The 26,732-nt window shown below is 67.8% G+C and carries 20 protein-coding genes, 1 other RNA gene and 2 pseudogenes; 13 read left to right on the forward strand and 10 right to left on the reverse strand.

Annotated elements, in window-relative coordinates; all coding sequences use genetic code 11:
- Nucleotides 1-91: 91 nt before the first annotated feature.
- Complete coding sequence (locus tag AC07DA_RS15785; RefSeq protein ID WP_164337301.1) at nucleotides 92-649, reverse strand: GNAT family N-acetyltransferase; 558 nt, start codon at nucleotides 647-649, stop codon at nucleotides 92-94.
- On the reverse strand, nucleotides 646-1,872 hold the full coding sequence (locus tag AC07DA_RS15790; protein WP_479128419.1) for a hypothetical protein: 1,227 nt from the start codon (nucleotides 1,870-1,872) through the stop codon (nucleotides 646-648). The genes AC07DA_RS15785 and AC07DA_RS15790 overlap by 4 nt, the downstream gene beginning before the upstream one ends.
- Nucleotides 1,873-2,132: 260 nt before the next feature.
- Here AC07DA_RS15790 and AC07DA_RS15795 point away from each other — a divergent pair, with 260 nt between their 5' ends.
- The 8 genes and pseudogenes from AC07DA_RS15795 (at nucleotide 2,133) to AC07DA_RS15830 (ending at nucleotide 10,182) form a co-directional block, all read left to right on the forward strand.
- The gene (locus AC07DA_RS15795) at nucleotides 2,133-2,615 is read left to right on the forward strand and encodes a DUF6415 family natural product biosynthesis protein (RefSeq protein WP_479128421.1); all 483 of its coding nucleotides are present in this window, start codon (nucleotides 2,133-2,135) and stop codon (nucleotides 2,613-2,615) included.
- 60 nt (nucleotides 2,616-2,675) lie between these two features.
- Nucleotides 2,676-3,053: pseudogene (locus AC07DA_RS15800) on the forward strand (DUF6302 family protein); the annotation flags it as partial.
- A gap of 48 nt (nucleotides 3,054-3,101) precedes the next feature.
- On the forward strand, nucleotides 3,102-3,287 hold the full coding sequence (locus tag AC07DA_RS15805; protein WP_479128423.1) for a DUF5999 family protein: 186 nt from the start codon (nucleotides 3,102-3,104) through the stop codon (nucleotides 3,285-3,287).
- Between the two features lie 159 nt (nucleotides 3,288-3,446).
- Nucleotides 3,447-4,694, forward strand: coding sequence for a methyltransferase, FxLD system (fxlM, locus tag AC07DA_RS15810; RefSeq protein WP_479128425.1), 1,248 nt, complete (start codon nucleotides 3,447-3,449; stop codon nucleotides 4,692-4,694).
- Nucleotides 4,695-4,759: 65 nt separating this feature from the next.
- Nucleotides 4,760-4,957: an FxLD family lanthipeptide gene (locus AC07DA_RS15815; protein WP_164337305.1), complete on the forward strand. Its 198-nt coding sequence runs from the start codon at nucleotides 4,760-4,762 to the stop codon at nucleotides 4,955-4,957.
- Between the two features lie 78 nt (nucleotides 4,958-5,035).
- Complete coding sequence (locus tag AC07DA_RS15820) at nucleotides 5,036-8,068, forward strand: lantibiotic dehydratase (protein ID WP_479128428.1); 3,033 nt, start codon at nucleotides 5,036-5,038, stop codon at nucleotides 8,066-8,068.
- Complete coding sequence (locus AC07DA_RS15825; protein ID WP_479128430.1) at nucleotides 8,065-9,216, forward strand: lanthionine synthetase C family protein; 1,152 nt, start codon at nucleotides 8,065-8,067, stop codon at nucleotides 9,214-9,216. The genes AC07DA_RS15820 and AC07DA_RS15825 overlap by 4 nt, the downstream gene beginning before the upstream one ends.
- A gap of 30 nt (nucleotides 9,217-9,246) precedes the next feature.
- A complete protein-coding gene (locus AC07DA_RS15830) occupies nucleotides 9,247-10,182 on the forward strand; it encodes a thiopeptide-type bacteriocin biosynthesis protein (protein WP_479128432.1) in 936 nt (311 codons plus the stop codon).
- A gap of 118 nt (nucleotides 10,183-10,300) precedes the next feature.
- On the opposite strand, the gene AC07DA_RS15835 is transcribed toward AC07DA_RS15830, so the two are convergent.
- From AC07DA_RS15835 to AC07DA_RS15850, 4 genes are all read right to left on the reverse strand, one after another.
- On the reverse strand, nucleotides 10,301-13,402 hold the full coding sequence (locus AC07DA_RS15835) for a type I restriction endonuclease subunit R (RefSeq protein WP_479128434.1): 3,102 nt from the start codon (nucleotides 13,400-13,402) through the stop codon (nucleotides 10,301-10,303).
- Between the two features lie 3 nt (nucleotides 13,403-13,405).
- The gene (locus AC07DA_RS15840; RefSeq protein WP_479128437.1) at nucleotides 13,406-14,644 is read right to left on the reverse strand and encodes a restriction endonuclease subunit S; all 1,239 of its coding nucleotides are present in this window, start codon (nucleotides 14,642-14,644) and stop codon (nucleotides 13,406-13,408) included.
- Nucleotides 14,641-16,614: a type I restriction-modification system subunit M gene (locus AC07DA_RS15845; protein WP_479128439.1), complete on the reverse strand. Its 1,974-nt coding sequence runs from the start codon at nucleotides 16,612-16,614 to the stop codon at nucleotides 14,641-14,643. Before AC07DA_RS15845 ends, AC07DA_RS15840 begins: the two co-directional genes overlap by 4 nt.
- A 636-nt stretch (nucleotides 16,615-17,250) precedes the next feature.
- The gene (locus AC07DA_RS15850) at nucleotides 17,251-18,066 is read right to left on the reverse strand and encodes an ATP-dependent DNA ligase (RefSeq protein WP_479128948.1); all 816 of its coding nucleotides are present in this window, start codon (nucleotides 18,064-18,066) and stop codon (nucleotides 17,251-17,253) included.
- A gap of 1,019 nt (nucleotides 18,067-19,085) precedes the next feature.
- Between AC07DA_RS15850 and AC07DA_RS15855 the strand changes: the two genes are divergently transcribed.
- Nucleotides 19,086-20,291, forward strand: a complete 1,206-nt coding sequence (locus AC07DA_RS15855) for a tyrosine-type recombinase/integrase (RefSeq protein ID WP_479128441.1) — start codon at nucleotides 19,086-19,088, stop codon at nucleotides 20,289-20,291.
- A gap of 296 nt (nucleotides 20,292-20,587) precedes the next feature.
- Here the strand turns inward: AC07DA_RS15855 and rnpB are convergent.
- The 3 genes and pseudogenes from rnpB to AC07DA_RS15870 all read right to left on the reverse strand — a co-directional run bounded on the left by rnpB (nucleotide 20,588) and on the right by AC07DA_RS15870 (nucleotide 22,739).
- Nucleotides 20,588-20,997: RNase P RNA component class A (gene rnpB / locus AC07DA_RS15860), an RNA gene on the reverse strand.
- A gap of 115 nt (nucleotides 20,998-21,112) precedes the next feature.
- Nucleotides 21,113-21,892 (reverse strand): annotated as a pseudogene (locus AC07DA_RS15865) (DMT family transporter); the annotation flags it as partial.
- Nucleotides 21,893-21,911: 19 nt separating this feature from the next.
- The gene (locus tag AC07DA_RS15870) at nucleotides 21,912-22,739 is read right to left on the reverse strand and encodes an AraC family ligand binding domain-containing protein (RefSeq protein WP_479128443.1); all 828 of its coding nucleotides are present in this window, start codon (nucleotides 22,737-22,739) and stop codon (nucleotides 21,912-21,914) included.
- Nucleotides 22,740-23,003: 264 nt separating this feature from the next.
- Between AC07DA_RS15870 and AC07DA_RS15875 the strand changes: the two genes are divergently transcribed.
- The 4 genes from AC07DA_RS15875 to eda all read left to right on the forward strand — a co-directional run bounded on the left by AC07DA_RS15875 (nucleotide 23,004) and on the right by eda (nucleotide 25,895).
- Nucleotides 23,004-23,768, forward strand: a complete 765-nt coding sequence (locus tag AC07DA_RS15875; RefSeq protein WP_479128445.1) for a MerR family transcriptional regulator — start codon at nucleotides 23,004-23,006, stop codon at nucleotides 23,766-23,768.
- Complete coding sequence (locus AC07DA_RS15880) at nucleotides 23,765-24,343, forward strand: hypothetical protein (RefSeq protein WP_479128447.1); 579 nt, start codon at nucleotides 23,765-23,767, stop codon at nucleotides 24,341-24,343. The genes AC07DA_RS15875 and AC07DA_RS15880 overlap by 4 nt, the downstream gene beginning before the upstream one ends.
- 50 nt (nucleotides 24,344-24,393) lie before the next feature.
- Nucleotides 24,394-25,176: a peroxide stress protein YaaA gene (yaaA, locus tag AC07DA_RS15885; RefSeq protein WP_479128449.1), complete on the forward strand. Its 783-nt coding sequence runs from the start codon at nucleotides 24,394-24,396 to the stop codon at nucleotides 25,174-25,176.
- A gap of 65 nt (nucleotides 25,177-25,241) precedes the next feature.
- Nucleotides 25,242-25,895, forward strand: coding sequence for a bifunctional 4-hydroxy-2-oxoglutarate aldolase/2-dehydro-3-deoxy-phosphogluconate aldolase (eda, locus tag AC07DA_RS15890; protein ID WP_479128451.1), 654 nt, complete (start codon nucleotides 25,242-25,244; stop codon nucleotides 25,893-25,895).
- Here the strand turns inward: eda and AC07DA_RS15895 are convergent.
- A partial coding sequence (locus tag AC07DA_RS15895; protein WP_479128453.1) for a bifunctional RNase H/acid phosphatase occupies nucleotides 25,870-26,732 on the reverse strand: 863 nt, incomplete at its 5' end. The two genes, eda and AC07DA_RS15895, sit on opposite strands and share 26 nt — an antisense overlap.

The raw sequence follows: 26,732 nt of genomic DNA on the forward strand, positions 1-26,732 counted from the left end.
CCGCTACGAAAAGACCGCCGCCATCTACCTGGCCGGACTCCACATCGCGGGCATCTTCCTCTGGTCCGCCCGGTGATCCAAACGAAACTGCCTAGGTCAGCTTGACCGGCCGCAGCATGACGGAGAAGACCGGCGAGTCGGGGAAGGGCTGCTGCTGGCCGATCTGGCGGTAGCCCCACGCCTCGTAGACGGCCTGCACGGCTCCGTCGCCGTTCGCCGGGTTGACGAGGAGCGTCACGCGCTCCTCATGACGGTGGGTGAGCCATGCTTCGTGGAGCTGCCAGGCGATGCTGCGGCCCCGCCATGGCTTTCGGACGACGATCTCGTTCAGCGCGACCGTACGCCTTCCCGTCTCGGCTGTGATCTCGTCGGGAAGTGGCGTGAGCATGTTGTTCCACCACTTCGTGTCCGGCGCGAGGGTCGTGCCGAAGCAGAAGCCGACGGGCTCACCGTCCTCCCACCCGAGTACGGCAGTCCAACCGGGCCGGGAGGCGTACATCGTCAACCGCTCATCGAAGCGCTCAACGTCGTAGAAGGGGCCGGTGAGTCCGAAGTCGCGTTGCCGGACCTCGACGTGAATGTCGAGGATGTACTGCCGGATCTCCGGGAGGTCCGCAGCGACGTAGTGCCTCACATCGACCGTGCTCACGTTGCCTTCTCTCCTTCGCTGAAGCGGTCCTGCCACTCGATCACGAAACTGGTTCCGGGGGCCACCTGTGTGAGCCCTCGGTTGAACTGCTGCAAGAGCTTCCTGCTCCGCCCTGACATGGGTGGCTCGCCACCCTCGGAGAGCAGAGGCAGAGCGGTCGCCGCTGCCTGGTCGGCCTCTCCCTGTGCGAGTTGGGCCAGAGCCAGGTGGATGGTGTAGTAGGTGCGGTTGCGACGTAGATCGGGCCGGAGCAGTGACAGGGTCCGGTGGAGGCGGGCCTCTGACTCATCGTGACGGCCGAGTCGAGCCATCACCAGGGCCGCCAGGCCGTCCAGCTCGGCGCGGTCGAAAAAACCCATCCACGCGGGCCGATCCTGGGCTGTCTCAGCGCGCTCGTAGGCCTTCTCGGCGTGAAGCAGGGTGCCCTGTGCTGCGGAGTCTTCGCCGACGGCAGCGAGGATGCCGGCCAGGCGTGCGCTGGCCAGAGAGCGGAAGAGAGCGTCCTGCCGACACACGTAGGCGCGTCGGCCGGCTTCGGCTGCGGCCAGAGCGTCATGCAGGTGAAGCTGCTGGTAGGAGAGGAGCGCAGCGTGCCCCCACAGGCGCATCTCCATCTCACTGCTGCCTGCCATACCGGCGAGTCTCAGGGCCGTGTTCAGGTGCCCCTTCGCCCGCTTCGGCTGCTGAGCATCCACGGCGGCCCACAACGCCGTCCCCGTGAAGGCCGCAGCCAGGTAGTACAGGCGGCGACGAACCCGATCACTGGCTTGTCCGACTGCCTGTAGGTCGAGAGCGTGCTGCGCGTGAGCGAGCGCGCGCGTCTCCAGGCGGATACCCGCCCCGTTCTTGTTGTCGGCCGCCACCAGTTCCGCGAAGTTGCGCTCCAGCCGGTCGGCGTCGCTCATACCTACCCGCGTCGACCCGCTGGACGGGACCTCGGGAAGGATGGCGGCGGCGGTCAAGGATGCCGTAGCCGTAGTGAAGGTCCGTCGCCGCACTGGGTCCTCCGAAGGTGCTCGCTCCCGGGCAGCAGGAGGGATGAAGCCCAGCTCCTCCGCTGTCACGCCGAATTCTTCTTCGAGAACAAGGCGTTGTCTTGCGTGCGGCCAGCGGGTTTTTCCGGTCAGCCAGTTACGGACGTGGCGGTCGGTGAGCTTGCCGGGGGTGCCTGTCAGGGCGCCGAGCCGCTTGTTCAGCCGGTCCGCCAGTTCCGCTTGCTTCATCCCTGCGCTCTCTAACCGAGCTGCAAGGTGCGGGTTCCCCGTCATGGGCTCAAGGTAGTGGCCTCCGTCGGCTTGAGCACCTTGGCCGGTAAAAATTTCCGGTCCTACGACAGCAGAACGCCACCGAAATTGCCTGTCCACCCGCCGTAGTTGCGCGGTTACCTGTTTGGCAGGCGCCTCCCCGTGACCACTGGAGAGGGCCCGTCATCGGAAGGAAGACATCCGCACGCCGGCGGGAGAGCCAGCACCGAGGGGGTCCAGTGAACGGCACAACAGCTTTACAGCCGCAGATTCTGCCCGTACGTGAGGCCGACCCGGACATTCCTCTGTCGACGTGGGAACCGCCCGGCGACGTTCACGACTTGAAGCGGCTCTTCCAGGCGGTCCAGAACTGGAAGCCCGTGGACTGGAAGCGCGTCAACGAGGGACTGGACACCGTCCTCGGGGACGACGACCACCCGGCGGCCTTCCTGCCCGACCCCGCCACGGCTGACGAGCTGGCTCAGGACTTCCGGAGCGCCCTCATGCAGTTGGTGAACCGGGCCCTGCGAGACGCACAACGGACGGAGGCAGACCCGGAGACCGCCCGGCTGCTCAGCATGGCCCGCAAGGTGCGCGTCGAGGAGCTGCCGGACGATCCGGACAAGGCCCTTGGACTCCTGCGGCTCTTGGGATCAGTCACGAGCGATCTGGTCGGGAGCCTTGAGCGGCTTGGTGTCGTTGAGGGAGTGAGCGAGTGCTGACCACCTCCGGCGGGCCGCTGGTCGTGACGGCCCTCCACGCCACGACCGCACGACTACGAGTATTACCGCTCGCGTCTCGCCGACCCCGCCATCCTCGTCGACGCCGTCGCCATCTGCGTCTTCCGCGCCCCGCTCCTGGCCGTCCCCGTTGGCGGTACCCGCAGAGGCGGCTACATGTCCTTCGACTTGGTGACGTTGGCCATGGCCGCCAGGGATCTACTCGACGGGCGGCCCGGCTTCCCCGACCTACGAGTGCGCTGGTCTCCGTACCGCGACACCTGCCACGTCGTCGAGTGGGGCGCACAACCGCCTGCCGACGACGTCTCCCGAGGCCGCTTCTACGGCTACAGCCCCGAGTCCATAGCCGACTTCCTGGCCGCGAAGACCTCCACGACTTCCTCTCCGGCGCTCTTGTCCCGTTCCCCCACGGTCCCGTAGCAGCCGGAGAGGAACCACTCCCCCATTCCCCCCGAGAGGACGAGCAGCATGTGCCGGCACACCCCTCCCTGCCCCGCCGCCGAAGCGCCGGACCGCGACGCCGCCAGAGTGGTCACCAGCGCCACCGGCACCCAGGGCTGGGCGAGGCTGTGCAACGGAGTGCCCCTCTTCGAAGGCACCGGCGAACTTCTGCCGGACGGCCGCGCCGTCGAGCCCCGTCGGCCCGCCGCCTAGAACGACCGCTCGGCGGCCCTGATGTGACGGATCGGGCCGGCGAGCGGTTCACCACCCCGGTGCGGGGTGCCGCCCCGTTCCATCCGAGGCGCCCCGCACCGGCCACCGCCCCACCAGCCCCCAACCCTCTGCGCGCGGGCGCCGAGAAGGAGAACGTACGTGGATACCGCCCCCGACATGACGACCGACGACGCGCACAGCGCTCCCGTCACCGAGCAGCAGTGGCGTGACCGTATGGTGCAGCGCCTCATCGAGACGGGAGACGCCCGCAGCCCGCGCGTCGTGGCCGCCTTCCGCAAGGTGCCCCGGCACCTGGCAGTGCCCGGCGCGGAGATGGCCGCGAGCTACGACCCCGAGAACCCGCTGATCACCAAGACGGACGCAACCGGTCAGCACGTCAGCTCCGTGTCGGCACCGCGCGTCCAGGCCATGCAGATCGAGCAGGCCGACATCCAGCCGGGGATGAACGTCCTGGAGATCGGCTCCGGCGGCGTGAACGCCGCCTACCTTGCCGAGCTGGTGGGCGAGAGCGGGCGCATCGTCACCATGGACATCGACCCCGAGGTCACCCTGCGCGCCAGGGACTTCCTGAAAACGACCGGGTACCGGAACGTCACGGTGATCACTGCCGACGCTTCCGGCGGGGCCGTCGACTTCCAGCCCTACGACCGCATCATCGTCACCGTGCAGGCCGCGGACATCCCGTCTGCCTGGGTGCACCAGCTGAACGACCGAGGCCGGCTCGTGGTCCCGCTGCGGATGCGCGGCATGACCCGCAGCATCGCCTTCGTCCGCGACGACCACCGGCTGGTGAGTGACGGCGTCGAGCTGTGCGGCTTCGTTCCGATGCAGGGCGCCGGCGAGAACCGCATGCGGGTGGCCCTCATCCACGACGTCGAGGGCGAGGAGATCGGGCTGCGCCTGGACGACCAGCCCGAGCCCGACACCAAGGCCCTGGCCGCAGCGCTGAGCATGCCCCGCTGTGAGGCATGGTCCGGCGTGACGCTCGCGGGGGACGAGTCCAACGAGCACCTGGACCTATGGCTGGCGACCGCGCTGGACGACCTGTCGCTGATCGCTGCGACGCCGGCCGCCCGCGAGCGCGGTCTCGTCGCCTCCGCATCACCGCTCGGCATCCCCACCCTCGTGGACGCCGACAGCTTCGGCTACCGCACCGTGCGGCGCACCGAGGACCCCGACCGGTTCGAGCTGGGCGCGATCGGCCACGGGCCGCGGGGCCGGGAGGTCGCCGAGCGGCTGGTTGCGGAGATCCAGACGTGGAACGGCGAGCACCGCGGCGACCGCGCGCACATCGAGGTCTACCCGGCTGGGACGGCGGACGACCAACTTCCCGCGGGCCGGGTCATCAACCGGTCGCAATCGCGGGTCACGATCTCCTGGCCGTGACGCCGCCGACGTCGCGACCAGGTGGGCAGAGCACATCCCACTTCTCCCTGTAGGAGGCGTACGAGATGGCACCGAAGAGCACCAGCACCACTCTGAAGGCCGCGACCGACTTCGCGGGCACCGACGGGTCGGAGTTCGACCTGAACATCGAGACCGTCACCTCCGCCGCCATCCCCGGCGCGCTGCTGAACGACACCGGTGACGGCTGCGGTTCGACCTGCCAGTCCGCCTGCTCCAACAGCACCTGCATCAGCGGCGGCTGACCGGCCGCTTCTTCACCCGGGGTGGGCCGAGCAGCTGGCCCGGCCCACCCCGGGCACGACCACGAAGGAGGCAGAGTGATGTACCACGCAGCTGACGCGAGCATGATCAGGGTGTCGGCGTTCCAGCTGACGCCCCCGCTGTCGTCCTGGCCCGCTGTCGGCGCGGACGGCAGCCCCGACGCCGCGGCGTGCCGAGCGTGGATCGAAAGCGTCTGGACGGACGACGCCCGAGCCGCTGCCATCGAACTCGCCTCGCCGGTCCTCGCCGACAGCGTGCGGAGGGTCCTCACCAGCGGGGCACGCCCGTCCAGGACCATCCGCACCGCCGCCGCGCTAATGCGCTACGTCCTGCGCATGCACTACCGCGCCACACCGTTCGGCCTGTTCGCCGGCCCCGCCCCGCTGCGCCTCGGCCCTACGGCACGCGTGCGTCTCGGGACGGACCATCGGGCCTTCGCCAGCGCGGACGCGGAGTGGCTGCACGACGTCATCACCACCCTGGAACGCGACCCCCACCTGCTGCGGCACCTCCAGGTGATCGCCGATCCCACCTGCACGGTGCGCGGGACACGCATCGACGTCCCCTACCAGCCGGGGCCCGACGGCCCCACAGAGACCACCCTGCGCCGTACGCGGGCGGCAGAGAAGGTGCTCGCCCTGGCGCAGACCCCCGCCACCGTCGGGGACATCGTGGAGAAGCTCCACGCCGAGTACCCCGCCGCGCCGCTGGAGACGATCACGGCCATGGTGAGCGACCTCATCGCGCACCGCGTGCTCCTGACCAGCCTGCACGCCCCGATGACGAACGAGGACGCCCTCGGTCACCTCTTGGAGCAGCTCGACTCCGCCTGTGCCACGCCGCTGCCCCCTACGGTCTCCACTCTCCGCCGCCTCCACGAATCCCTCGTGCAGCACGATGACGCGGCACCCGCCGAGCAGCGTGCCCTGCGCACCCAGGCGACCGCGGCCATGGCCGAGCTGAGCGGGATGGCCGGCGGCGGCCTTGCCGTGAACCTCCGCCCCGACTGCGACATCGTCCTGCCCGAGGCCGTCACGCAAGAGGCCGCCAGGGCACTGGAGACCATCGCCCGCATCACGCCCTTCCCCCACGGCACTTCGGCCTGGGCCGACTACCGCGTGCGCTTCCTGGAGCGCTACAGCATGGGCAAGATCGTCCCCCTGCGCGACCTCACCGACCCGGACACCGGCCTCGGATTCCCCGTCGCCTACCGAGGCACCGTCCTCAAGCGTCCGGTCCTGGCCACCACTCCGCGTGACGAATACCTGCTGACGCTCGCACAGAACGCAGCGCTCGACCGCCGGATGGAGGTCGAACTGACCGCCCGGGACATCGAGGCCCTGACCGTGGACGAACCCCTCCAGGTCCCCGCCCACGTCGAACTGTGCTTCATGGTGCTCGCGGAAACACCCCGCGACCTTGACCAGGGCGACTTCGAACTGTCCGTGGCGGGCCTGTCCCTCGCGGCCGGCACGATCACGGGCCGATTCCTCAGCACGCTGGATCACCGCGACCGCGACCGGATGGCCGCCGCCTACGCCGGTCTCCCGACACTCACCCAGGGCGCCGAGCGCGCCCAGGTCTCCGGGCCGCCCCTGAAGGTGTCCACCTATAACGTCAGCCGGGTTCCCGCAGTGGTCCCCCACCTGCTCTCCGTCGGCGAGTACAACCCCACCGCCACCCTCAACCTCGACGACCTGGGCGTGATCGCCGACGCCGAACGCCTGTACCTGGTGGCGCTCTCCACCGGCCAGCTCCTCGAACCGTCGGTGATGAACGCAGTCGAGGTCAGCAACTTCACGCACCCGCTGATCCGGTTCGTGTGCGAACTGCACCGCTCCCACAGCGCCGTCCTCATCCCCTTCGCCTGGGGAGCAGCTTCCTCCCGACTGCCGTTCCTGCCCGAGATCCGCGTCGGCCGGACGATCCTGTCCCCGGCCCGCTGGCGGCTGCGAGCCGCCGATCTCGACGCCTCACGCAGCTGGATGAAGGCCCTGATGGACTGGCGGGTCCGCTACGGCGTGCCGCAGGCCGTATACGTCGGCGAGGACGACCGCCGGCTCCGCCTGGACCTCGACGTCCCCGCCCATCAGTACCTGCTGCACGCCGAGCTGGAGCGCCGCCACACCGTCGTCCTGCACGAGGCGCCTCCCGAGAGCCAGCTCGGCAGGATCGGCCGTGCCCACGAGGTCACCGCGTCGTTCGCTTCCGACCAGGCGTCACCCCCGCCCCAGTGCCGTCCGCTGGCCATCCACGGCCGGGACTCCGGCCGCCTGCCGGGCGGGGCCGAGCGCGCGTACCTCAAGGTGTACGGCAACACCAACCGAGCCGAAGAAGTGCTGACCAACCACCTGCCCCGGCTGCTGCTCGACTTCGGCGCGGAGCCGCCCACCATGTGGTTCATCCGCTACGCCGACCCCGACAACCATCTCCGTATCCGGCTGCGCCTGGACGACGCCGACACCTTCGGCGAAGCCGCAAAGCTGGTGGCGGCATGGGCGAGCGAGCTGCGCAGCGAGGGGCTGATCCATCACGTGCAGTGGGACACCGATGAGCCCGAGACCGGCCGCTACGGCAGCGGCGCTCTTCTGGAAGCTGCGGAGCGGTACTTCGAGGCGGACTCCGCCGCCGCCATCGCACAGTTCCGCATCGCCCTGCCCGCCAACCTGCGGCCTGCTGTCACCGCCGCCAGCATGGTGGACATCGCCGTCGCACTCCTCGGCTCACAAGAATCCGGATGGCGATGGCTGACGAAGCACATCTCGAAGGACGAGGGCGTGGCTCTACCGCGTGACGTACAGGCCCTGGCCGTACGCCTCGCAGACCCCGACACATCCGCTGCTGTACTGCGCGAATACCCCGCCGGGGGGCACGTGGCCGGGATGTGGGCGCTGCGCCGCCGGGCCCTTCGCGAGTACGGGCGAGCACTCGGAACCGCCAGCATCGACCCCGCCAGCGTGCTGCCTTCCCTGCTCCACATGCACCACAACCGCGCGGCAGGAGTCAACCCGGCCGCCGAAGCCGCCTGTCGCCGCCTCGCCCGCAGCGCGAGCTTGTCCAGGATCGAGCGCACCGAAGGAGCGCCGCGGTGACCACCGCCCCGCCCAAGGCCGACACCTCTCTCGCCAGCCGCCAGTCCCTCGCCCACGGCCCACTGGGCGCCGCTCTCCTCGATGTGGAGCGCGCCCACCTCGGGCTCGACACATGGCAGGTCGCGCACCGCAAGCTCGCCATCGCCGCGCCGCTCATCGACGGGGACGACGCCAGCCTGTTCCTCGGGGCCCCCGCGATGGCCTACGTCCTCCACATGGCGGCCGGGAGCAGCGACCGGTACGCCGGAGCGCTGCGCACCCTGGACGACGTCATGGTCGGCTGCACGCGCCGCCGTCTGGTCGCAGCCCACGAACGCATCGAGCAAGGGCGACTGGCCACCTTCGCCGAGTACGAGCTGTTCCGAGGGCTGACCGGGCTCGGCGCTCTACTGCTGCGTCGGCAGCCCCATGGGCCGGAGATGCGGCGGGTGCTGGAGTACCTCGTACGGCTCACTGAACCGGTGACCGGGCCGGACGGGCAACCGCTGCCCGGCTGGTGGGTCGGTCACGCCCCCGCCTCGAACGCGGCAGCCACACCCGGAGGGCACGCCAACGTCGGCCTCGCCCACGGCATCACCGGCCCCCTCGCCCTGCTGGCGCTGGCCCAGCGCCGAGGCGTCACCGTGGAAGGCCACGAGGCTGCGATGGGACGCATCCTGCGGTGGCTGGACGCCATACGGCAGAGCGACCACAACGGAACTCACTGGCCGCGCTGGGTCAGCAAGACTGGCCCCGCACCTGCCCACGTCGCCGCTCCCTCCTGGTGCTACGGCACGCCCGGCATCGTTCGAGCCCAGCAGCTCGCCGCTATCGCCCTCGGCGACGACGACCGTAAACGTATGGCCGAGCGCGCCCTGCTGTACTGCCTCGCCGACGATCGCCAGCTCGACCTGCTCCACGGCCGCGGCCTGTGCCACGGCGTCGGGGGCCTCATCCGCACGGTACAGCGTGTCGCAGAAGAGGCCGAAACCCCCGCGCCGTTCCAGGACTGGCTCGCCGGAGCCGGCTCCCAGCGCTTCCTCGCGGCAGAAGCCCCGGAGCAGCCCGGCTTCCTGGAGGGAGCGGCCGGCGCCAGCCTGGCATTCCGCACCGTCGAACCCGGCGCCCGGACCGCAACGGACTGGGACGCCTGCCTGCTGCTGAGCTGAAGGAGCGGTCAGGCGAAGTACAGCAGAACCGTGCCCGAAGACGCCGTGCTGTCCGTGCTCGGCGGCATGCCGATCGAAGCCGCAGCCAGGCGCGCCGAAACCTCCCCGGCCCGCCTGGCTGCGGCCGTCGAGCGCTACCGGGCCGCCGGCAAGACGGCACTGCACCAGCAGTCCGCGGGCTGGCACCAGGTGTACGTGCAGTTCGCCGACTATCCGACCGCGGCCCGCGCCTTCCGCGCCTACCTCCTCCCCGCGCTGCGCGAGGAGACCGTCGGGGCATGGTGGTTCCTCCGCAAGTACCCCTACTGGCGGCTGCGGGTCCACCCGGCGCCCGGCGCCCCCGCGGAGCCCGTGATCGCACACGTGACGCAGGCCCTCGACTCGGCGGTGTCTTGGGGCGTGGTGAAGGATTGGCAGCCCTCCCTCTACGAACCTGAGTCCATCGCGTTCGGCGGGCTGGAAGGACTGGAGATCGCGCACCGCCTGTTCCACGCCGACAGCCTCGGTGTCCTCGCCTACGACCAGCTCGCCGACAAGGGCGTCGACCGACTGCCCGAAGCCAAGGTGACCTCCCTGCTCCTCCTCGCCTCGTTCCTGCGATCCGCCGGGCTGGAGTGGGGCGAGCAAGGGGACGTATGGGGTCAGGTAGAAGCCAAGCGAGCGCTGCCGACCGACGTCCCACCAGCCAAGATCAGCGCCATGGTGGACCCGATGCGCAGCCTCCTTACGGTGGACGCGGGCGCAATCTTCGCCGAGAGCGCTTTGGCGTCTCTGCGCACGTGGCTCACGGGCATGAGACGCGAAGGCCAAGCACTCCAGCAGGCGGCGCATGCCAACCGCCTCGGGCTGGGCCTACGCGGCATCCTGGCCAAGCACGTCACATTCCACTGGAACAGGATGGGATTCAGCGTCCGGCAGCAGGCCATATGGGCACGCGCAGCCCGAGAAGCCTTACTTGGACAGTAAGACCTTTCCAACCTGGCTGCGGCCGGGGACCGTTGAGGCGCTTACGTCAGTACGTCGAACTCCAAGAACATGTCCCGCTGATCGCTTCGGTCCAGGAGTGCACCACCCTCACCTTCCATCACCTGGCTTCCTGCTCGGCGTCCAGACGCACTCCGTGGAAGGCGCCGGCAATGATGCTGTCCAGACCCTTGCCGTCGCCGACGACCTCGGCCACTACCTTCCCCAGCTCCCCGGGGGCAGCGAGCAGAGTGTCGAGGATGCGGTCACGGACCTTCTCCGACTTGAGGAAGTTCTCCAGGCTGTTTTCCAGTGCCCGCGACCTCAGCACCTCATCCGACTTGGCCGCTTCGATGACAAGTGCCATCAGCCCGGCGACGGCGGACTCCGAGAGGTCGTCGAACAGGCTGTTGAGGGTGTCGATGACCTCCAGGAGCGGGACCAGCTTGGGATCCTTCACCTTGGCCGTGCCCACAGCGCTCGGCCCGCTCAGCTTGTCGCCCTTCTCGGTAACCGAGGCATTCGTGATGCCCTTGTCCTTCTGCTCGATCGCGACCAACCGAGCACTGGAGATGTCGACCTCGTCATGCGTGTGCTCAGCCTTGATCCACTGAGCAAGTTCACGGCAGAATGCGCACAGGTCTTCCAACGGGGAGCCGGAGTAGTCGTATACCTGGGATAGGAAGTCGTACAGTCGCACGAACGAGGAGACGTTCTTCCGGAACTGCTCCAACCGCTCCACGGCCTGAGTGTCCTCGTTGTCCTGGGCCTGGTCCCACGACTGGGCGAACCGGTCCTGGGCCCGGCTCATCGCCGCGGTGATCGCATTGCGGTCACCGTCCTGAGCGCCTTGGACAAACTGGGCCACGTCCTGGGTGTCGAAGATGCCGAAGGTTCGCAGCCCCATCGCTAGCACGTGCAGCTGGTTCGGGTCGGTCTCGGTCTCGATCTCGGCTTCTTCGTAATACTTCGCGAACTCCGCCTGGATGTCCTTGGGATCATTGACGAAGTCCAGGATGAAGACGCGGTCCTTGAACAGGTTGCCTGATCGGAAGGTGCGGTTGAGGCGCGAGAGGGTCTGCACCGCCTGGATGTTGTCCAGGCGCTTGTCGACGTACATCGCGCACAGCAGAGGCTGATCGAACCCGGTCTGGAATTTGTCCGCGGCTATCATGACGCGGTAGTTCGGCTCGGCAAACGCCTCGGCCAGGTCTGGGCCGGCTCCCGGGTTCATCTTGGCTTCGGAGACCTCGTCGTGGATGCCGGACTCCGGGTCGTCCAGGGTGCCGGAGAACGCGACCAAGGTACCGATGTCGTATCCCTTGGACTTGATGTACTTGTCGATCGCCAGCTTGTACCGGAGCGCGTGCTTGCGTTCCGAGGTCACGATCATGGCCTTGGCGTGGCCGCCGAGCAGGTTGGCCACGTTGGCACGGAAGTGCTCGACGATGATCTCAACCTTCTGAGCGATGTTCGTCGGGTGCAGGCGTACGAACCTCTTAAGGGCCTTTGCTGCCGCGGCCTTCTCGACCAGGTTGTCCTCGTCGTCAGCGGAGACGTTGACACCATTCTTCTTGATCGCCTCAGCGATCTGATAAATGGTCCCGTAGTTCTGGTAGCGCGGCAGGACGTCCAGGATGAACCCCTCCTGGATGGCCTGCTTCATCGAGTACACGTCGAACGCGGAAGGCTTCGCGTCGGGCGTCTCGCGGCGCCCGAACAGTTCGATCGTCTTGGGCTTCGGGGTGGCGGTGAACGCGAAGAACGACACGTTCGGGGTCGGGGCGTCGGCAAACGCGTTGATCGTGTCCTCGGCGTCGACCTCCGTGCCCTCGTCGACTTCCTGACCGCCGGCGCGCAGTACCTGACGCACCTTCTTCGCCGTGGCGCCGGCCTGCGAGGAGTGCGCCTCGTCCGCGATGACCGCGAACCGGTGCCCGGCCAGCGAGTCGTCCTGCGACAGGAGCTTCAACACGGCCGGGAAGGTCTGGATGGTCACCACCACGATGCGGCGACGGTCCTGCAAGGCCTTGAGTAGCGCACGTGACTTGGAGCCCTGGTCGGTGCGGGCCCGCTTGTCGACGTTATAGACATAGTCCGGCTTGCCCTCGATCTGAAGAACCGCGCGCTGCATCTGATCGTCCAGCACCGTGCGGTCGGTGATCACCACGACCGTGTCGAAGACCTTGCGCCCGGTGTGGTCGTGCAGGTTCGACAGGCGATGTGCAGTCCATCCGATCGTGTTCGTCTTGCCAGACCCCGCTGAGTGCTGGATCAGGAACCGTCCCCCCACGCTCTCCGCTTTGACCTGCTCGACCATCCGCGAGACGGCCTGCCACTGGTGGAAGCGCGGGAATATGACGTTGGTGGAGGTCTTGCGCTCACGCGTGATCGCGTTCGTGCTGGTCTTGACGTCCACGAACAGCATGGACCCAAAGATATCCAGCCACGTGTCGCGGGCCATGACCTGCTCCCACAGGTACGCGGTGGCCGGCCCATGCTCGTTGACCGGGTTGCCCGCGCCGCCGTTGTTGCCCTGGTTGAACGGCAGAAAGTAAGTGTTCTCACCGTCGAGATGAGTGGTCATGCGGACCTCGGACTCGGTGACCACGAAGTGCACCAGCGCCCCGGTACCGAATGCCAGCAGCGGCTCTCCCTTGGGCTTGCGGTCCTGGGCGTACTGCTTGACTGCGGCGTCGATGGACTGCTTGAAGTTGGTCTTCAGCTCAAAAGTGGCTACCGGGATGCCGTTGATGAAGGCGACCAGATCGATGCTGTCGTGTGGCTTTTGCCGCGAGTAGTGGACCTGCCGCATGATGCGAAGGCGCACCTTGCTGTAGGCGGTCATGCGCGTGGCGTTGGTCGGGTCTGCCGGCCGCCACTGGACCATCTTCAGCTCGTCACGCAGCCCGATGGGGACGTCCGAGCGCAACAACTGTAGGGTTCCTCCAGGGCCGCCGCCCTTATTGTCCAGCGGGGTGGAGCGTAGTTGCACAATAAGGTCCAGCAGAGCCTTCTTCGCCGAGTCCGCTCGCCGGCCGGAACCGATGCTGCGCTTCCACGCCTGCGGGTCCAGTTCCTCAAACCAGTCGAAAATGTCATCCGGGTACAGAGCGCGATCAGCGTCGTACCCCTCCCCATTTGGGGAGAACAACCACCCATGAGCCACCAGGTATTCGCAGATTTGCCGCTCGAACTGCTCCTCGTAGGTCAAATCCACCACGGCTCAGGCCCCCTTCATAATATCGATCTGGCCGGTCACGGTCGCAGTGACGAGCGCAGACTTGCGCTCCTTCGCAAGCTCAATGTGTCGCCGCGTCTTCGCAATGAGCTTGTCGATCTTCGCGGTCTCACTGTCCAGATGTGCTGCGATACGTCGCTGTTCATGGAGCTCGGGAACCGGGATTTGGAGCCCCCGGATGTCGTCAAGCGCAAGCTGGACCTTAGTGCCGCCGACAGCTCCTTGTAGAAGCTGATCTTGGCCTTCGGTTCCGAGCATGAAATACCCGACGAACCGCGGATCCAGCCGCGATAGGTTCAGTCGGCACAGTGCTACGTGCTGACTGACGTAGGCATTGACCCACCCTGGCCCGACCACAGCCACAGAGCCGATGTACGCGGTGATGGAGAACAGCAGGTCATTCTCTCGAAGCCTGGTCCGCTGCCCCTCTCGTACATCGGGAGGCAGATCGACATGTTGGATTTCGCCACCCAACTCAAGCGACTGGCGCGGCAGATTACCGATTCGGACAAAGACATCACCGCCGTCCGCGTAGTAGTCACCCCAACCTCGCGAACCGCTGGTAAGGAACTGGATGAATCGCCTGAGCTGGATTCGAGAACCCGGCAACTCCTGGAACGCGTGACTGATCACAGCTTGACGTCGTTCCTGCAGCAAACCGATGAACCGCTCCTGCGCAGCGATCAACGCATCGATCTGTCCAATTTCGCGATCCAGATAATCAGCGATAGCCTGCTGTTCACCTAGGGGTGGGCGAGGAATAGGGAGTTTCCTTAGTTGGTCATTGTCAATCTCAATTTGACCAGGTCGAACCCCTCGCGACAGCCCCTGATAGATCGCCCTGTACGCGTCCGAGCGGAGAGCATAGTTCAGGTATCTAACGTCCTCCTGATGGTTAGGAGCGAAGCAGATGTAGTGCCCAGAGACGATTCCGCGATACTCTGAAATTCCAACTGACCCCTGCCACGCCTTCATTCGATTGACCACGAACCAGCCTGGATGAACCAGTTGGTAAATGTTTCTATTCTCAGCCGTCTTATTCAGGTTCTCTCGCGAATCCTTAGGGACGACGCCGTAGTCGCGGAATACTGACAGCATCACCTCGTCCGGATGTCCGACATCTTTGATCCTGTCAAACATGGACCAAAGCGGAGCAACACTCCATCGCGCCGGAACGTCCCTTAGCCACTGCCCTGAAGGGCCAAGGAAAGACAGATCGATCACGCCTCGACCTCCTTCAGCAGTCCGAGGATCTCCTGCAGAGAATCGTTGAGGTCAGCATCGATGTCGGAGAGGTCGCGTGGGGGAGCGTACTTGTAGAAGTGACGAGTGAAGGGAATTTCATATCCCACCTTGGTCTTGGTGTGATCGACCCAGGCATCCTCAATGTAAGGCTTCACCTCAGTCTTGAAGTACGCCTTGATCGTGACATCCTTGGCATCGTGAGTTTTTGGGTGTCCTCCCCAGCCAAAGGGGACAATCTCGGTGTCGCGCAGGCCTGTGTCAGGCTCGGGTTCGCCCTTGTTCTTGCCAGACTGGAAGCGGCAGATATCTGCGTTTTCATCGCGCTCACCGAGGGTCTGCCACAGCGCCTTGCGCTGCGTGGCAGTCAGCGTGACACCAAGGGAACGGAGATGCTTGCCCAGGTCCATCAGGAAATCTTCACGGTTGAGGTAAATACCCCCACCGAAGCAGTTCAGGGCACCGATTAGTCCGTTGATCTTACCAAGAACTTTGTGCTCAGCAACGAGGGCGACGCGCTCGGGGGCGGTCACGAAGTTCAAGCGCAAGGGTTGCTCGATGGTGATCTGCCAGTAAGCAAAATCGAGGTTTTCAAAGACCTTAGAGGTGTCCGAGGTCTCCATGGCGGCATACTGCTGCAGCACGCGTGCACGGGCAGTTTCATCGATCTGAACACGCTTGGATCCAAGCGACTTACGCATCTTGGAACCCAGGGCGGTAGCGTCAATAAGCTGCACCTTGCCCTGACGTTCAGAGCGCTTAGCATTATCAAAAATCCACAGGTAAGTGGAGATGCCGGTGTTGTAGAACATGTCGTTCGGCAGCGCAACAACGGCCTCGATTAGGTCATTCTCCAGCAGCCAGCCTCGGATTTCGCTAGAGCCAGACCCGGCGCCACCAGAGAACAGCGGGGAGCCGTTCAGGACAATACCGGCTCTGGCGCCGCCGTCCTGGCTGTCGGCGGGGCTCATCTTGGCAATGGCGTGCTGGACAAACAGTAGGGCACCATCCGACGTCGGGGGCAGGCCAGCCCCGAAGCGCCCACCGAAGCCCTTCTTGTGCTCCCTCTCCACATCCTCGGCGATGTATTTCCAGTCCACGCCGTACGGAGGGTTGGAGAGGATGTAGTCGAACCTGTCGTCCGGGAACTGGTCATTAGTCAGCGTGTTGCCCAGCGCAATGTTTTGGGGGTTCTGGCCCTTGGCGAGCATGTCCGAGCGGCACATGGCGTAAGACTCGGGGCGCAGTTCCTGCCCATACAGAAGGAGTTCGGCGTCCGGGTTCATGCGGTGCAGGTGCTCCTCTGCCACACTGAGCATGCCGCCGGTGCCGACGGTGGGGTCGTAGATGCTGCGGATGGCTTCACCAGACAACACGTTGTCGTCCTCAGCGAACAGCAAGTCGACGAGCAGATTGATCGCGTCACGCGGGGTGTAGTGGTCACCCGATTCAGCGTTGGACGACTCGAAGTCCATGTAGATGAGGTGCTCGAACAGCTCGCCCATCTTCGAGTTCGGCACGGCCTCCGGGGACAGGTCGAGGTCGCGGAACTGGCGGACGATCGTGGCAAGGATGCCCCCCTTCCTCATCCGCTCGATGTGCTGGGGCAGGTGGAAATTCGTGAAGACGTCGATGTCCTTACTGAAGCCGCGAACGTACTCCAGCAGGTTGTCGGCCATGTCGTCACCCGAGTCGTACACCGAGGCCAGCGTGTGCTTCGTCGTGTTGTAGAACTTCACACCGCCAGTAACCGACTTGATCATCCTCACGCGCAGCGTCTCGTTCGGCTGCTGGGCGATGATCGCGGCAACCTCGGCGCGGTGGGGTGCCATGACGCACTCCAGGCGACGCAGGATCGTCATGGGCAGGATGACGTCACCTGCCTTGTTGCGGGCATAGACACCGCGAAGGGTGTCGGCGATAGCCCAGACGTCCTTCTTCAGGTCGACCACTTGAGTTGTCCTTCCTGGCACGGATGAGCGGGCATCCGCTGAGATGCTGACCAATGACAGTGCTGGTCCACTCACGAAAATGTAGATGGTGCCACTGACAGGGCTGGCATCCTTCAGACAGCAAGAACCACTTTGAGTGAAAAGTCCGATATCGCGTGCATGCTGGCCGCATGAGTACGAGCTGCAGCGACGGCGTTATCTGCCTACCGCGCGACCGACAGCCAGGAGAAGAGCACTGTGAGAGCGCTGAGCTGTCGCCGGCACTCACAATGTCTGGCCTCCCTTGCCCAAGTACGTCAGCCTCTCCGACTGCTCCGAGGGCCTTGGCCGCACTCAGCAGCGCCCATGACAACGGCCCGGCGGCCAGGCCCTCGGGTCCCGAGCTGGGGGAAACGTAGCGTGAACAGCCGAAGCTATGTACGTACATTCGACATGTGAATGGGATGCCAAGACGCATCGACCCCAACACAGACCGGGCAACCGCTGCAGCCATGCTGGGCTGCTCGCCTGACGAGGTCGGATACTGCCCGAGGTGCCAAAGGCTGACTCGCAGATACGGCCGCGACTCTCAAGTCATCTGCCGGGCCTGCCGGGCGGCTGAAACCACCACGAACACATCCGGCTGATTGGCCGAAATCAACCAGCGGCCGGCACCACGCCCTCACCGAACGCCGCGACGTCTTCGGGCGCCATGTCCTCGCGAAGGCGGCCGAACCGGGCCGGGTGACGCCAAACTCCTCGGTCCTGTGCACGGTCCACATCGATCTCGGCGACCAGCTCTGGCGCCACGAGTACGACCTCCAGCGGGGTCCGGGATTCCCACGACGTGGTGAACCGTACGCCTGCCCAGGGATGGTTCGTCCCCGCTTGAGTTAGCAGGCCGGCGAAGCGCCGGGCATGGTCGGGATGCAGCTGGGTACTACGCGCGACCGGCCTCAGCACCCCATCGCGGTCGTAGCGGCCCAGCAGAAGACTCTGCGGTCGGCGGAGCGTGCCGGTGATCGCCCCCACGATGCCCTCCGTCGTGTCCCGTCGGCGGATCTTGTACCAGCCTCGGGCACCGGGGATGTACCGCTGCTCCCGCCCGCGGATCACCAGCCCTTCGACGCCAGGAACCTCCGTCCAGGAGGTCAGCCAGTCCTGCGCCGCCCGGACGTCGTCGGTTTCAGGGCAAAGCGTCCAAGGCGGCGCAAGCGCGTACTCGGTGAACAACTCCTCCAACTTCGCGCGTCGACGTTCGTACGGTTCCTGGAGCAACTCTTGTCCCTTGACCTGAAGAATGTCGAAAGCGACGAAGTGGGCGGGCAGCACCTCAGCCAACCGCGCAGCTGTCCGTCCGCCGGACGCCGCGCGACGTTGCAATGCCTCAAATGAGAGCTGTCCCCCCTCCCACACCAGAAGCTCCCCATCGAGAACCAGGCCGTCGGGGAGGCGCGTAGCCGCAAGGACCAGGTCGGGGAACCGGCTCTACACCAGGGCGCCCCTACGCGACTGGAGCAGGACTGGACCCGGTCGAGGGTTCGGGGTGAATAGGAGGGCACGATAGCCGTCCAGTTTCGGTTGGAAGATCAGCCCTCCAGGCAACGCTCCGGGCGGGGGAAGCTGGTCGCGAGCCTGCGCCAGCATCGGTTCCACCGGTGGTCGGAGCACCATAGTCCTGTCTACGGCTCCGGCGCCTTGACCGCACGCTGTGCACCGACGAGCTGCCGCGCAGCCACTTCCAAAACCTCGACTCGCGAACGGGTCACCACCGAGATCCGCAACAGAGCGCACCCAGCGGCGAGGCACACAGAGCGTCTCCGTGCGACCGCTGACGTTCCCCCAACAGGGCCAGCCTACGGACCTCCTAGCAACAAGTGTTTACGGCAGAGCACCCCAAATGTATCCATAACCCCCTTACCGTGCTGCAATCCAGTGGATGCGTGGGCTAACCTGGCGGTAGGTCATAAACACCTGTAGATGACTGGCTCTGGTGCGCTCTTCGCTCGCGCGCGAAGCTCCGCCTGCCGTCATCCACGGGTCGGCTGCACGCACATTGGGGGAGGCTCGGCCTTGCTGGGGACAGGGCACGCACATGCGGAATATTCGACTCCGATTCAGCGCGACATGCAGGTTTCGGTGCCTCGATGACCAGAAAAGAAAAGGCGCTGGAAACCGGTTCTTCTGTTTTCGATGACCGCTATATGATGCCCCGCGAGGTGGAACACCGCCTGGGTATTTCACCTTCAACTCGGCGCAGGTGGACTAATCGGGGCCTGCTGCGCGCCTACCCTCTTGGCCCGTATTACCAACCCGGACCAGGTGACAACCGGAGAGGAAACAGGAATGGCAGCAGGGTGCGCTACAGCGAGAGGCAGGTGAACGACCTTTTCGAGCGCATCAAGAGGGGAGAGCTTGCACGCTCCCCGAAGCCGGCTGAACTTTAGGACCGCGGGCCGAGGAAAGCTTTACTCACCACATGAAAGGGGCCCATGGCCGAGTCCGACGCGCCATTCGACCGATGGCACAAGAAATACCCGAAACCAGGAGACAAGCCGTGCAAGTGCGGCACAAAGAAGAATCCACTGTACCCATCGGCCGACCACGGTCGGGGACAGCAGTGGCAGGCTCGTTACACCGACCCGAACGGCAAGCCTCGACGGCCCATGTTCGACACGTGGCAGGAAGCCCGTGACCACCTGGACGAGGTGCGGGTAAGCATCCGCGGCGGCACGTGGGTGGACCCGGACATCGGCAGCCAGAGAGTCAAAGCGTTCGCAGACGAGTTCATCGAGCGCAAGAAAAAGAAGAACAAGAACGAGAACACGACCGGCACCTACGAGACACATCTCCGGGTCCACATCGTTCCATTCCTTGGCTCGCGCGTCGCCAAGACGCTGAAGCGCCGGGACACCATGGCTCTCGTCGATCACCTCATCGGCAAGCCCGGCATCGAGTCCGCGTACTACGTCCACCAGATTTATAAGACGTGGCGCATCCTCGTGAACTACATGATCGATGAGGATGTGCCCCTGCCAGCGAATATCGTTTCCCGTATCGAGCTTCCGGAGATCGAAGAGCGGGAAAAGGTTGCGCTGTCCCCTGAGCAGGTCGCGGGACTGGCTCTCGCCATGCGGCAGGTCGAGCCTCGTTACGAAATCCTCGTATGGATTGCAGCTTGCGCTGGACTCCGCGAGGGGGAGGCTTTTGGTCTCAAGGAGACCTCAGTCGTGTGGGAGCATGACCTGCTGTACGTCGAGGAGCAGCGGCAGCGGGGCAAGAAGGCGAAGCTGAAGACCAAGGCGAGCTACGCCACGCTGCCCGTCGACCACTTCCTTATCGAGCGCCTTTCGGAGCATTTGTCTCAGTTGAGAGGTCCGGCTCCGGTTTCCAAGGCGGCGCTGCAGAAGCGGAAACAGCGCGGCTATGTACCGCCGCCTGACGAAGGGCTGATCGTCACGACCCGGACCGGCCGGCCGCTGTCGCGCAGCCACTTCAACGACAAGTGGCGAGCGGCCGTCGAGCTGGCCGGGTTGCCGGAAGGCACTCGCTTCCACGACCTCAAGCACTTCTACACGAGCCGCTTGGGGCAGATGGCAAGTACGACCCGAAGACGGTCCAGGCGCTCTCCCGGCACGCAGAGTTCTCCGAGACATGGGACACCTACGCACACCCGCCTGTGGCTGTGCAGGGCGTGAAGGTGGACACGTTCAGCGGTCTCTTCGGCGTCGGCGGACCCGGCATCGCGCAAGCGCAGCTCGGCAGCCAGCAGCGGGCCAACGGCGTCGACCGCGCGGCCGCATGACGTCGATGCGGGACTTGACACCGACCGCACCGCAAGTGCAAGACTCTTCGACGCAACGAGGCGAACCATCGTGGCGCGAGGGTGAGTTGACCCGTGGAACGGTCTGCCCACCCAATTCGACCCCGATTCGACCCCGGAGCCGAATGGCAGAGTGGACACCCCCTCTGACCTGGGCCGGAGGGGTGCGACAGGACGAGCCGGGCTGTACGCCGGGTTCTGTTCCCCGGTTCCCTCGCGGGAGCCGGGGCGACGGCCATCCATCTAGGGCCGGCGTTGCCACCGGCCTCGTGCGGTCTACCCGCGGACTCGGGCGGGCAGCCCTCGAACGTCCGCGCAGAGCCGCCTTTCACAGCGGCTCCTCTTGACCTTGCTCCGGGTGGGGTTTACCTAGCTGCCTGAGTCACCCCAGGCACTGGTGGTCTCTTACACCACCGTTTCACCCTTACCGAGGACCGAGGTCCCCGGCGGTTTGCTTTCTGTGGCACTGTCCCGCGGGTCACCCCGGGTGGCCGTTAGCCACCACCCTGCCCTGTGGAGCCCGGACGTTCCTCGGGGAGCTCCCCGTCAGGGGGACTCCACGCGGCCGTCCGCCCGGCTCGTCTGCCGTGTCGACCATGGTACCCGGCGTGGCACCGGCCCCGGTGCCGCCGCCGTGGCCAGGACCGAGCCCGCCAGGATCAGGGCGAAGGCGGCCAGGACCGCCGGGGTCAGGTGTTCGTCCAGGAAGGCGGCCCCGGCCGCCACCGCGACCGCCGGGTTGACGTACGTGATGACCGACGCGCGGGTCGGGCCCGCCTCCTTGATCAGTTCCAGGAAGGCCACGAACGCGATGGCCGTGCAGACGACGCCGAGGGCCGCGAGGGCGGCGAGGGTCTCCGGGGAGGGGAGGGTGGCGGGGCGCGAGGCGAGGGCCGCGGGGGCGTAGACGAGGGCGGCCAGGGCCAGGCAGGGCGTGATCAGGTGCAGGGTCGGGACGTCCTTGAGGTGGCGGCCGGCGATCAGGGGGGCCGTGGCGTAGCCGACGACCGTCACCAGGACCTCCGCCAGGGAGAAGGCGTCGCCGCCGGTCAGGTGCGGGACGGTGAGGACCCCGACTCCGGCCAGGCCCAGCGCGAGGCCCGTGATGCGGCGCGTGCCGAGGGACTCCGCCGCGCCGAAGAAGCGGGACAGGAGGACCGCGACGATCGGGACGCCCGCGATCAGCAGGCCCGCGGTGGAGCTGGAGAGGTGGCGTTCGGCGTCGGTCAGGGTGTACCAGGGGCCGACGATCTCGATCACCGCGAAGGCCAGCATCGGCTTCCAGTGCGTGCGGACGGTGCGCACCAGTCCGGGCCGGCGCAAGGCGAAGGGGAGCAGGAGCGCGGCGCCGAGGGCGCAGCGCGCGAACACCACCGCCGACGGGGACAGCTCGTCCACCGCCACCTTGATCAGCAGATAGGGGATGCCCCAGACCACTCCCATCAGGGAGAACAGGAACCAGCCGCGTGCAGTCATGCGCCGAGTCTCGGCCCCGTCAGCCCGCCGCGTCTTGAACGCTGTTGCGGTACGCCGCCGGGGTCACGCCCAGCACGCGGCGGAACCAGCGGGTGAGGTGGGCCTGGTCGGCGAAGCCGACGAGCGCGGCGACCTCGGCGGGGCGCAGGCCGGATTCCAGAAGGCGGCGGGCGCGGGCCACGCGGTGCTGGGCGAGCCAGGCGTACGGGGGGACGCCCATGGTGGTGCGGAAGGCGCGCAGGAGCTGGTAGCGGGAGAGGCCCAGGTCGGTGGCGAGGGCGGCCAGGGACGGGGGTTGCAGGAGTTCGTCGGCGAGGCGGTCGCGTACGGTCCGGGCGATGTGCACGGCGCCCGGCACCGTGTCGCTCGCCGCGCGGGCCGTGGAGTGGCGGCGGGCCAGGGCGGTGAGCAGCCAGGGCAGCCGGGACTCGGCCTCCAGCGGGTCGGGGTGGGCGCTGATGTCGGTGTGGGCGGCGCGCAGGGCGGTGGCGAGTTCGGGGTCGTGCAGGACGGGGTCGCGGAAGTGCGGCGGGCCGCCGAGGGTGCCGTCGGCGAGCAGGGCCGGTTCGGCGTAGAGGGCCTGGTAGGCGTAGCCGTCGGCGGCGGCCGGCCCGCCGGTGTGCATCTCGCCCGGCTCCAGGACGACGATCGAGCCGGGGTAGGAGTGGATGTGCCCGCCCCGGTACGCGATGACCTCCGACCCGCCGACCGTGACGCCGACGGTGAACTCGTCGTGGGCGTGGGGTGCGTAGGTGTGCTGGTCGAAGTGGGCCGTGAGCAGGTCCAGGGGCGGGCCGGCCCGACCCAGCCGGGCCCTGGTCCAGCTGGCTCGTTCCCGTATCCCCATGACACCCCCCGGATCCCAGGGGATCAGAGGAGGTCCGCGGTGTCCAGGTCGAAGGCGAAGGGTTCCGGGAGGGTGACGGGCTTGCCGAACGGGCGGGCGCTGTCACGCCCCTCCCTCGGTCGCTCGCCGGACGGGGACATCGGCTGATCCCCTGCCGGTGCAATCGGGGTCCGTTCCCACGTTCGTGGCACACGGTCGAGGCGGCCGTCAGACACCGGTCCGCGTGCTTGACCCTGCCGCAGCGTCAACGTCTTCACTGGTGGCATGCGGATCGGAGAACTCGCCGCGGCCGTGGGCGTCACCACGCGGGCCGTGCGGCACTACCACCATCAGGGGCTGCTGCCCGAGCCCGAGCGGCGCCCCAACGGGTACCGGGAGTACACCCTGCGGCACGCCGTCGTGCTGGCGCGCATCCGGCGGCTGACGGAGCTGGGGCTGGGGCTCGCCGAGGTGCGGGACGTGCTCGCGGACGACGCCGGCAAGGACCTCGCCGAGGTGCTGACCGAGCTGGACGAGGACCTGGCGCGGCAGGAGGAGGCCGTCCGCGAGCGGCGCGGGCGGTTGCGGGCGCTGCTGGGGGCGGAGGGCGGGCTGCCCGCGGAGGGGCCCGTGTCGCCCGAGCTGGCCGCGCTGTTCTCCGGGACGGCGCATCTCACGGACAGTCCCATGGCGGCCAAGGACCGCGAGATCATCGCCTTCCTGGAGACCGCCATGCCTCCGGGGGCCCGCGAGCGGATGGTGTCGTCGATCGGGGAGGCGCTGGGCAGTCCGGGGGCCGTGGCGCGGGCCGCCGAGGCGTACGCGCTGCTCGACGCGCTCGCCGACGCCGCCCCGGACGATCCGCGTGTCGAGGAGGCGGCCCGGACGCTCGCCGACTGCATTCCCCCGGGGCTGTTCCCGGACGACGGGCAGGCCGGTGAGGCCGGCCAGGACGACAGCGTCCTGCGCGCGCTCTACGACGACCTGGCCCCGGCACAGGCGCGGGCCATCCGCCGTGCGCTGCGGATCCTGGCCGGGGAGCGGCGATGAGGGTCGCGCGGTCGCTGTTCCTGCACGAGGCGCGGGTGCTGCTGAGCCTGGTGATGTGGATGGCCCGGCGTACGCACGGGACGCGGGGCGCGACGGCTTTCGGGTACGCGCGCGGGCAGGGCGCGATGATGGCCGGTTTCGCGTTCGTGTGCGTGGTGGAGACGGTCGCGATGTCCGTGCTGCTGCGGGACTTCCCGACCGCGCACGCGGTGTTGCTGTTCCTGGACGTGTACGGCGTGGTGGCCGTCGTGGGGCTGCACGCCTCGTCCGTCGTGCGCCCGCACGTGCTGGACGAGGCGCGCGGGACCCTGCGGATACGCCGGTACGTGCACGTCGACCTGTGCGTGCCGCTGGACCGGATCGCCTCGGTGCGGCGGGAGCTGCGCCTGACGCACGGGCGGGCCGAGGGCGAGCTGGACGTCGAGGTCGGTTCCCGGACGACCGTGACGCTCGAACTGTCCGAGCCGGTCACGCACGCCTCCTTCCTCGGCCGGCGCCGCGAGGTCCGGGTCGTCCGCTTCCACGCCGACGACGCCGACGGCCTGGTCCGCGCCCTCGGACCGGCGCGGGTGTGAGGCCCGGTGGCCCCGTACGCTGTCGGCGGAGTTCGATCGAAGGAGTACGCGTGCTTGTCCTGCTGCCGCCGTCCGAAGGAAAGGCCTCGTCCGGCCGGGGTGCGCCGCTGAAGCCGGAGTCGCTGTCCCTGCCGGGGCTCGCCGAGGCGCGGGAGGCGGTGCTGACCGAGCTGGTCGAGCTGTGCTCGGGCGACGAGGACAAGGCGCGCGAGGTGCTGGGGCTGAGCGAGGGGCTGCGGGGCGAGGTCGCGAAGAACGCGGGGCTGCGCACGGCGGGGGCGCGGCCGGCCGGGGAGGTCTACACGGGCGTGCTGTACGACGCGCTCGGGCTGGCGACCCTCGATCCGGCCGCCAAGCGGCGTGCCGCGCGGTCGCTGCTGGTGTTCTCCGGGCTGTGGGGTGCCGTGCGGGTGACGGACCGGATCCCGTCCTACCGGTGTTCGATGGGCGTGAAGCTGCCGGGGCTCGGGGCGCTGGGCGCGTACTGGCGTGCGCCGTTGGCGTCGGTGCTTCCGGAGGCGGCCGGGGACGGGCCGGTGCTGGATCTGCGGTCGGCCGCGTACGCCGCCGCGTGGAGGCCGAAGGGCGCGGTGGCGGAGCGGACGGCGACCGTGCGGGTGCTGCACGCGCCGACCCGGAAGGTGGTCAGCCACTTCAACAAGGCGACGAAGGGGCGGATCGTGCGGAGCCTGCTGACCGACGGGGCGGCTCCTCGGTCGCCCGCCGAGCTGGTGGAGGCGCTGCGGGACCTCGGATACGTGGTCGAGGCCGGGGCGCCCGCGAAGGCCGGTCAGGCGTGGGCGCTGGACGTGCTGGTGGACGAGATCCACTGACGGCTCGTTGCACCCTCCGCAACGCCCTTTGCGTGCTCTGCATTGCGGACGGCAGGATGAGGTTCATGGCCTCCTCCTCCGCCCTGCCCGACTCCGTGCTGGACCTCGCGCCCGTCGTCCCCGTGGTCGTCGTCGAGGACGTCGGCGACGCCGTACCGCTGGCGCGTGCGCTGGTCGCCGGGGGGCTGCCGGCGATCGAGGTGACGCTGCGGACGCCCGTGGCCCTCGACGCCATCCGGGCCATCGCCCGGGAGGTGCCGGACGCGGTGGTCGGGGCCGGGACGGTGATCGGCCCCGGGCAGGTCGCGGAGGCGGTGGCGGCGGGGGCCCGCTTCCTGGTCAGCCCCGGCTGGACCGAGGGGCTCCTGGGGGCGATGCGGGCGTCCGGTGTGCCGTTCCTGCCGGGGGTGTCGACCACGTCCGAGGTCGTGGCGCTGCTGGAGCGCGGGGTACGGGAGATGAAGTTCTTCCCGGCGCAGGCCGCGGGCGGTACGGCGTACCTGAAGTCGTTGGCCGGGCCGCTGCCGCAGGCGCGGTTCTGCCCCACGGGCGGGATCGGGCCGGACTCCGCGCCGGACTATCTGGCGTTGCCCAACGTCGGGTGCGTCGGGGGCAGTTGGATGCTGCCGCGGGACGCGGTCGCGGGCGGCGACTGGGGGCGGGTGGAGGAGCTGGCCCGGGCCGCGGCGGGGCTCAGCGCAGGTGGGACGTGTCGTTGAGGAGGCGGACGCTGGCGTTGCCGTCCGCGTAGTACGCCACGGCCGACAGGGACGCGGCCGACAGCTCCATGCGGAACAGCGCCTGCGGCGGGGCGCCGAGGGCCAGCCGGACGAAGGTCTTGATCGGGGTCACGTGCGTGACGAGCAGGACCGTGCGGCCCCGGTGGGCGGCGATCAGCCTGTCGCGGGTGGCGGCGATCCGCTCGGCGGTCGCGGCGAAGCTCTCGCCGCCGCCGGTGGGCTCGGCGTCCGGGGAGGCCAGCCAGGCGTTCAGGTCGTCGGGGTGGCGTTCGCGCACCTCGGCGAAGGTGAGCCCCTCCCAGGCACCGAAGTCGGTCTCGCGCAGCCCGTCCTCGATCTGCACGTCCAGCCCGAGCCGGGCCGCGACGATCCCGGCGGTCTCCCGCGTCCGGGCGAGGGGCGACGACACGACCGCCTGGATCGTCCCGCGCCGGGCCAGCAGGGCCGCCGCGCGTTCGGCCTGCTCCCGCCCCACGTCGGAGAGGGAGGGATCGGTACCACCGCTCCCGGAGAACCGCTTCTGCGGCGTCAGCGGCGTCTCCCCGTGCCGGAGCAGCACGAAGGTGACGGGCGTCCCCATGTCGGCGGGGGCCCAGCCGGGAGTCGCGACGGCTGTGGCGGCACGGGCGTCGGCGGCGGCCTTGCCGGTCACATCAGCCCGGGCCCCGGCGCCAGCCTCGGCCGCACGGGCGTCGGCATCCACCCCTCCACCGGAGCGGCCGGTCACCTCAGCCCGGGCCCCGGCGGCACGGGCGTCGGCGGCGGCCTTGCCACCGGGGCTGCCGGTCACGGCGGCCGGGGCGCCGGCGCCGGCCT

The organism is Streptomyces sp. NPDC044921 (assembly GCF_056432865.1).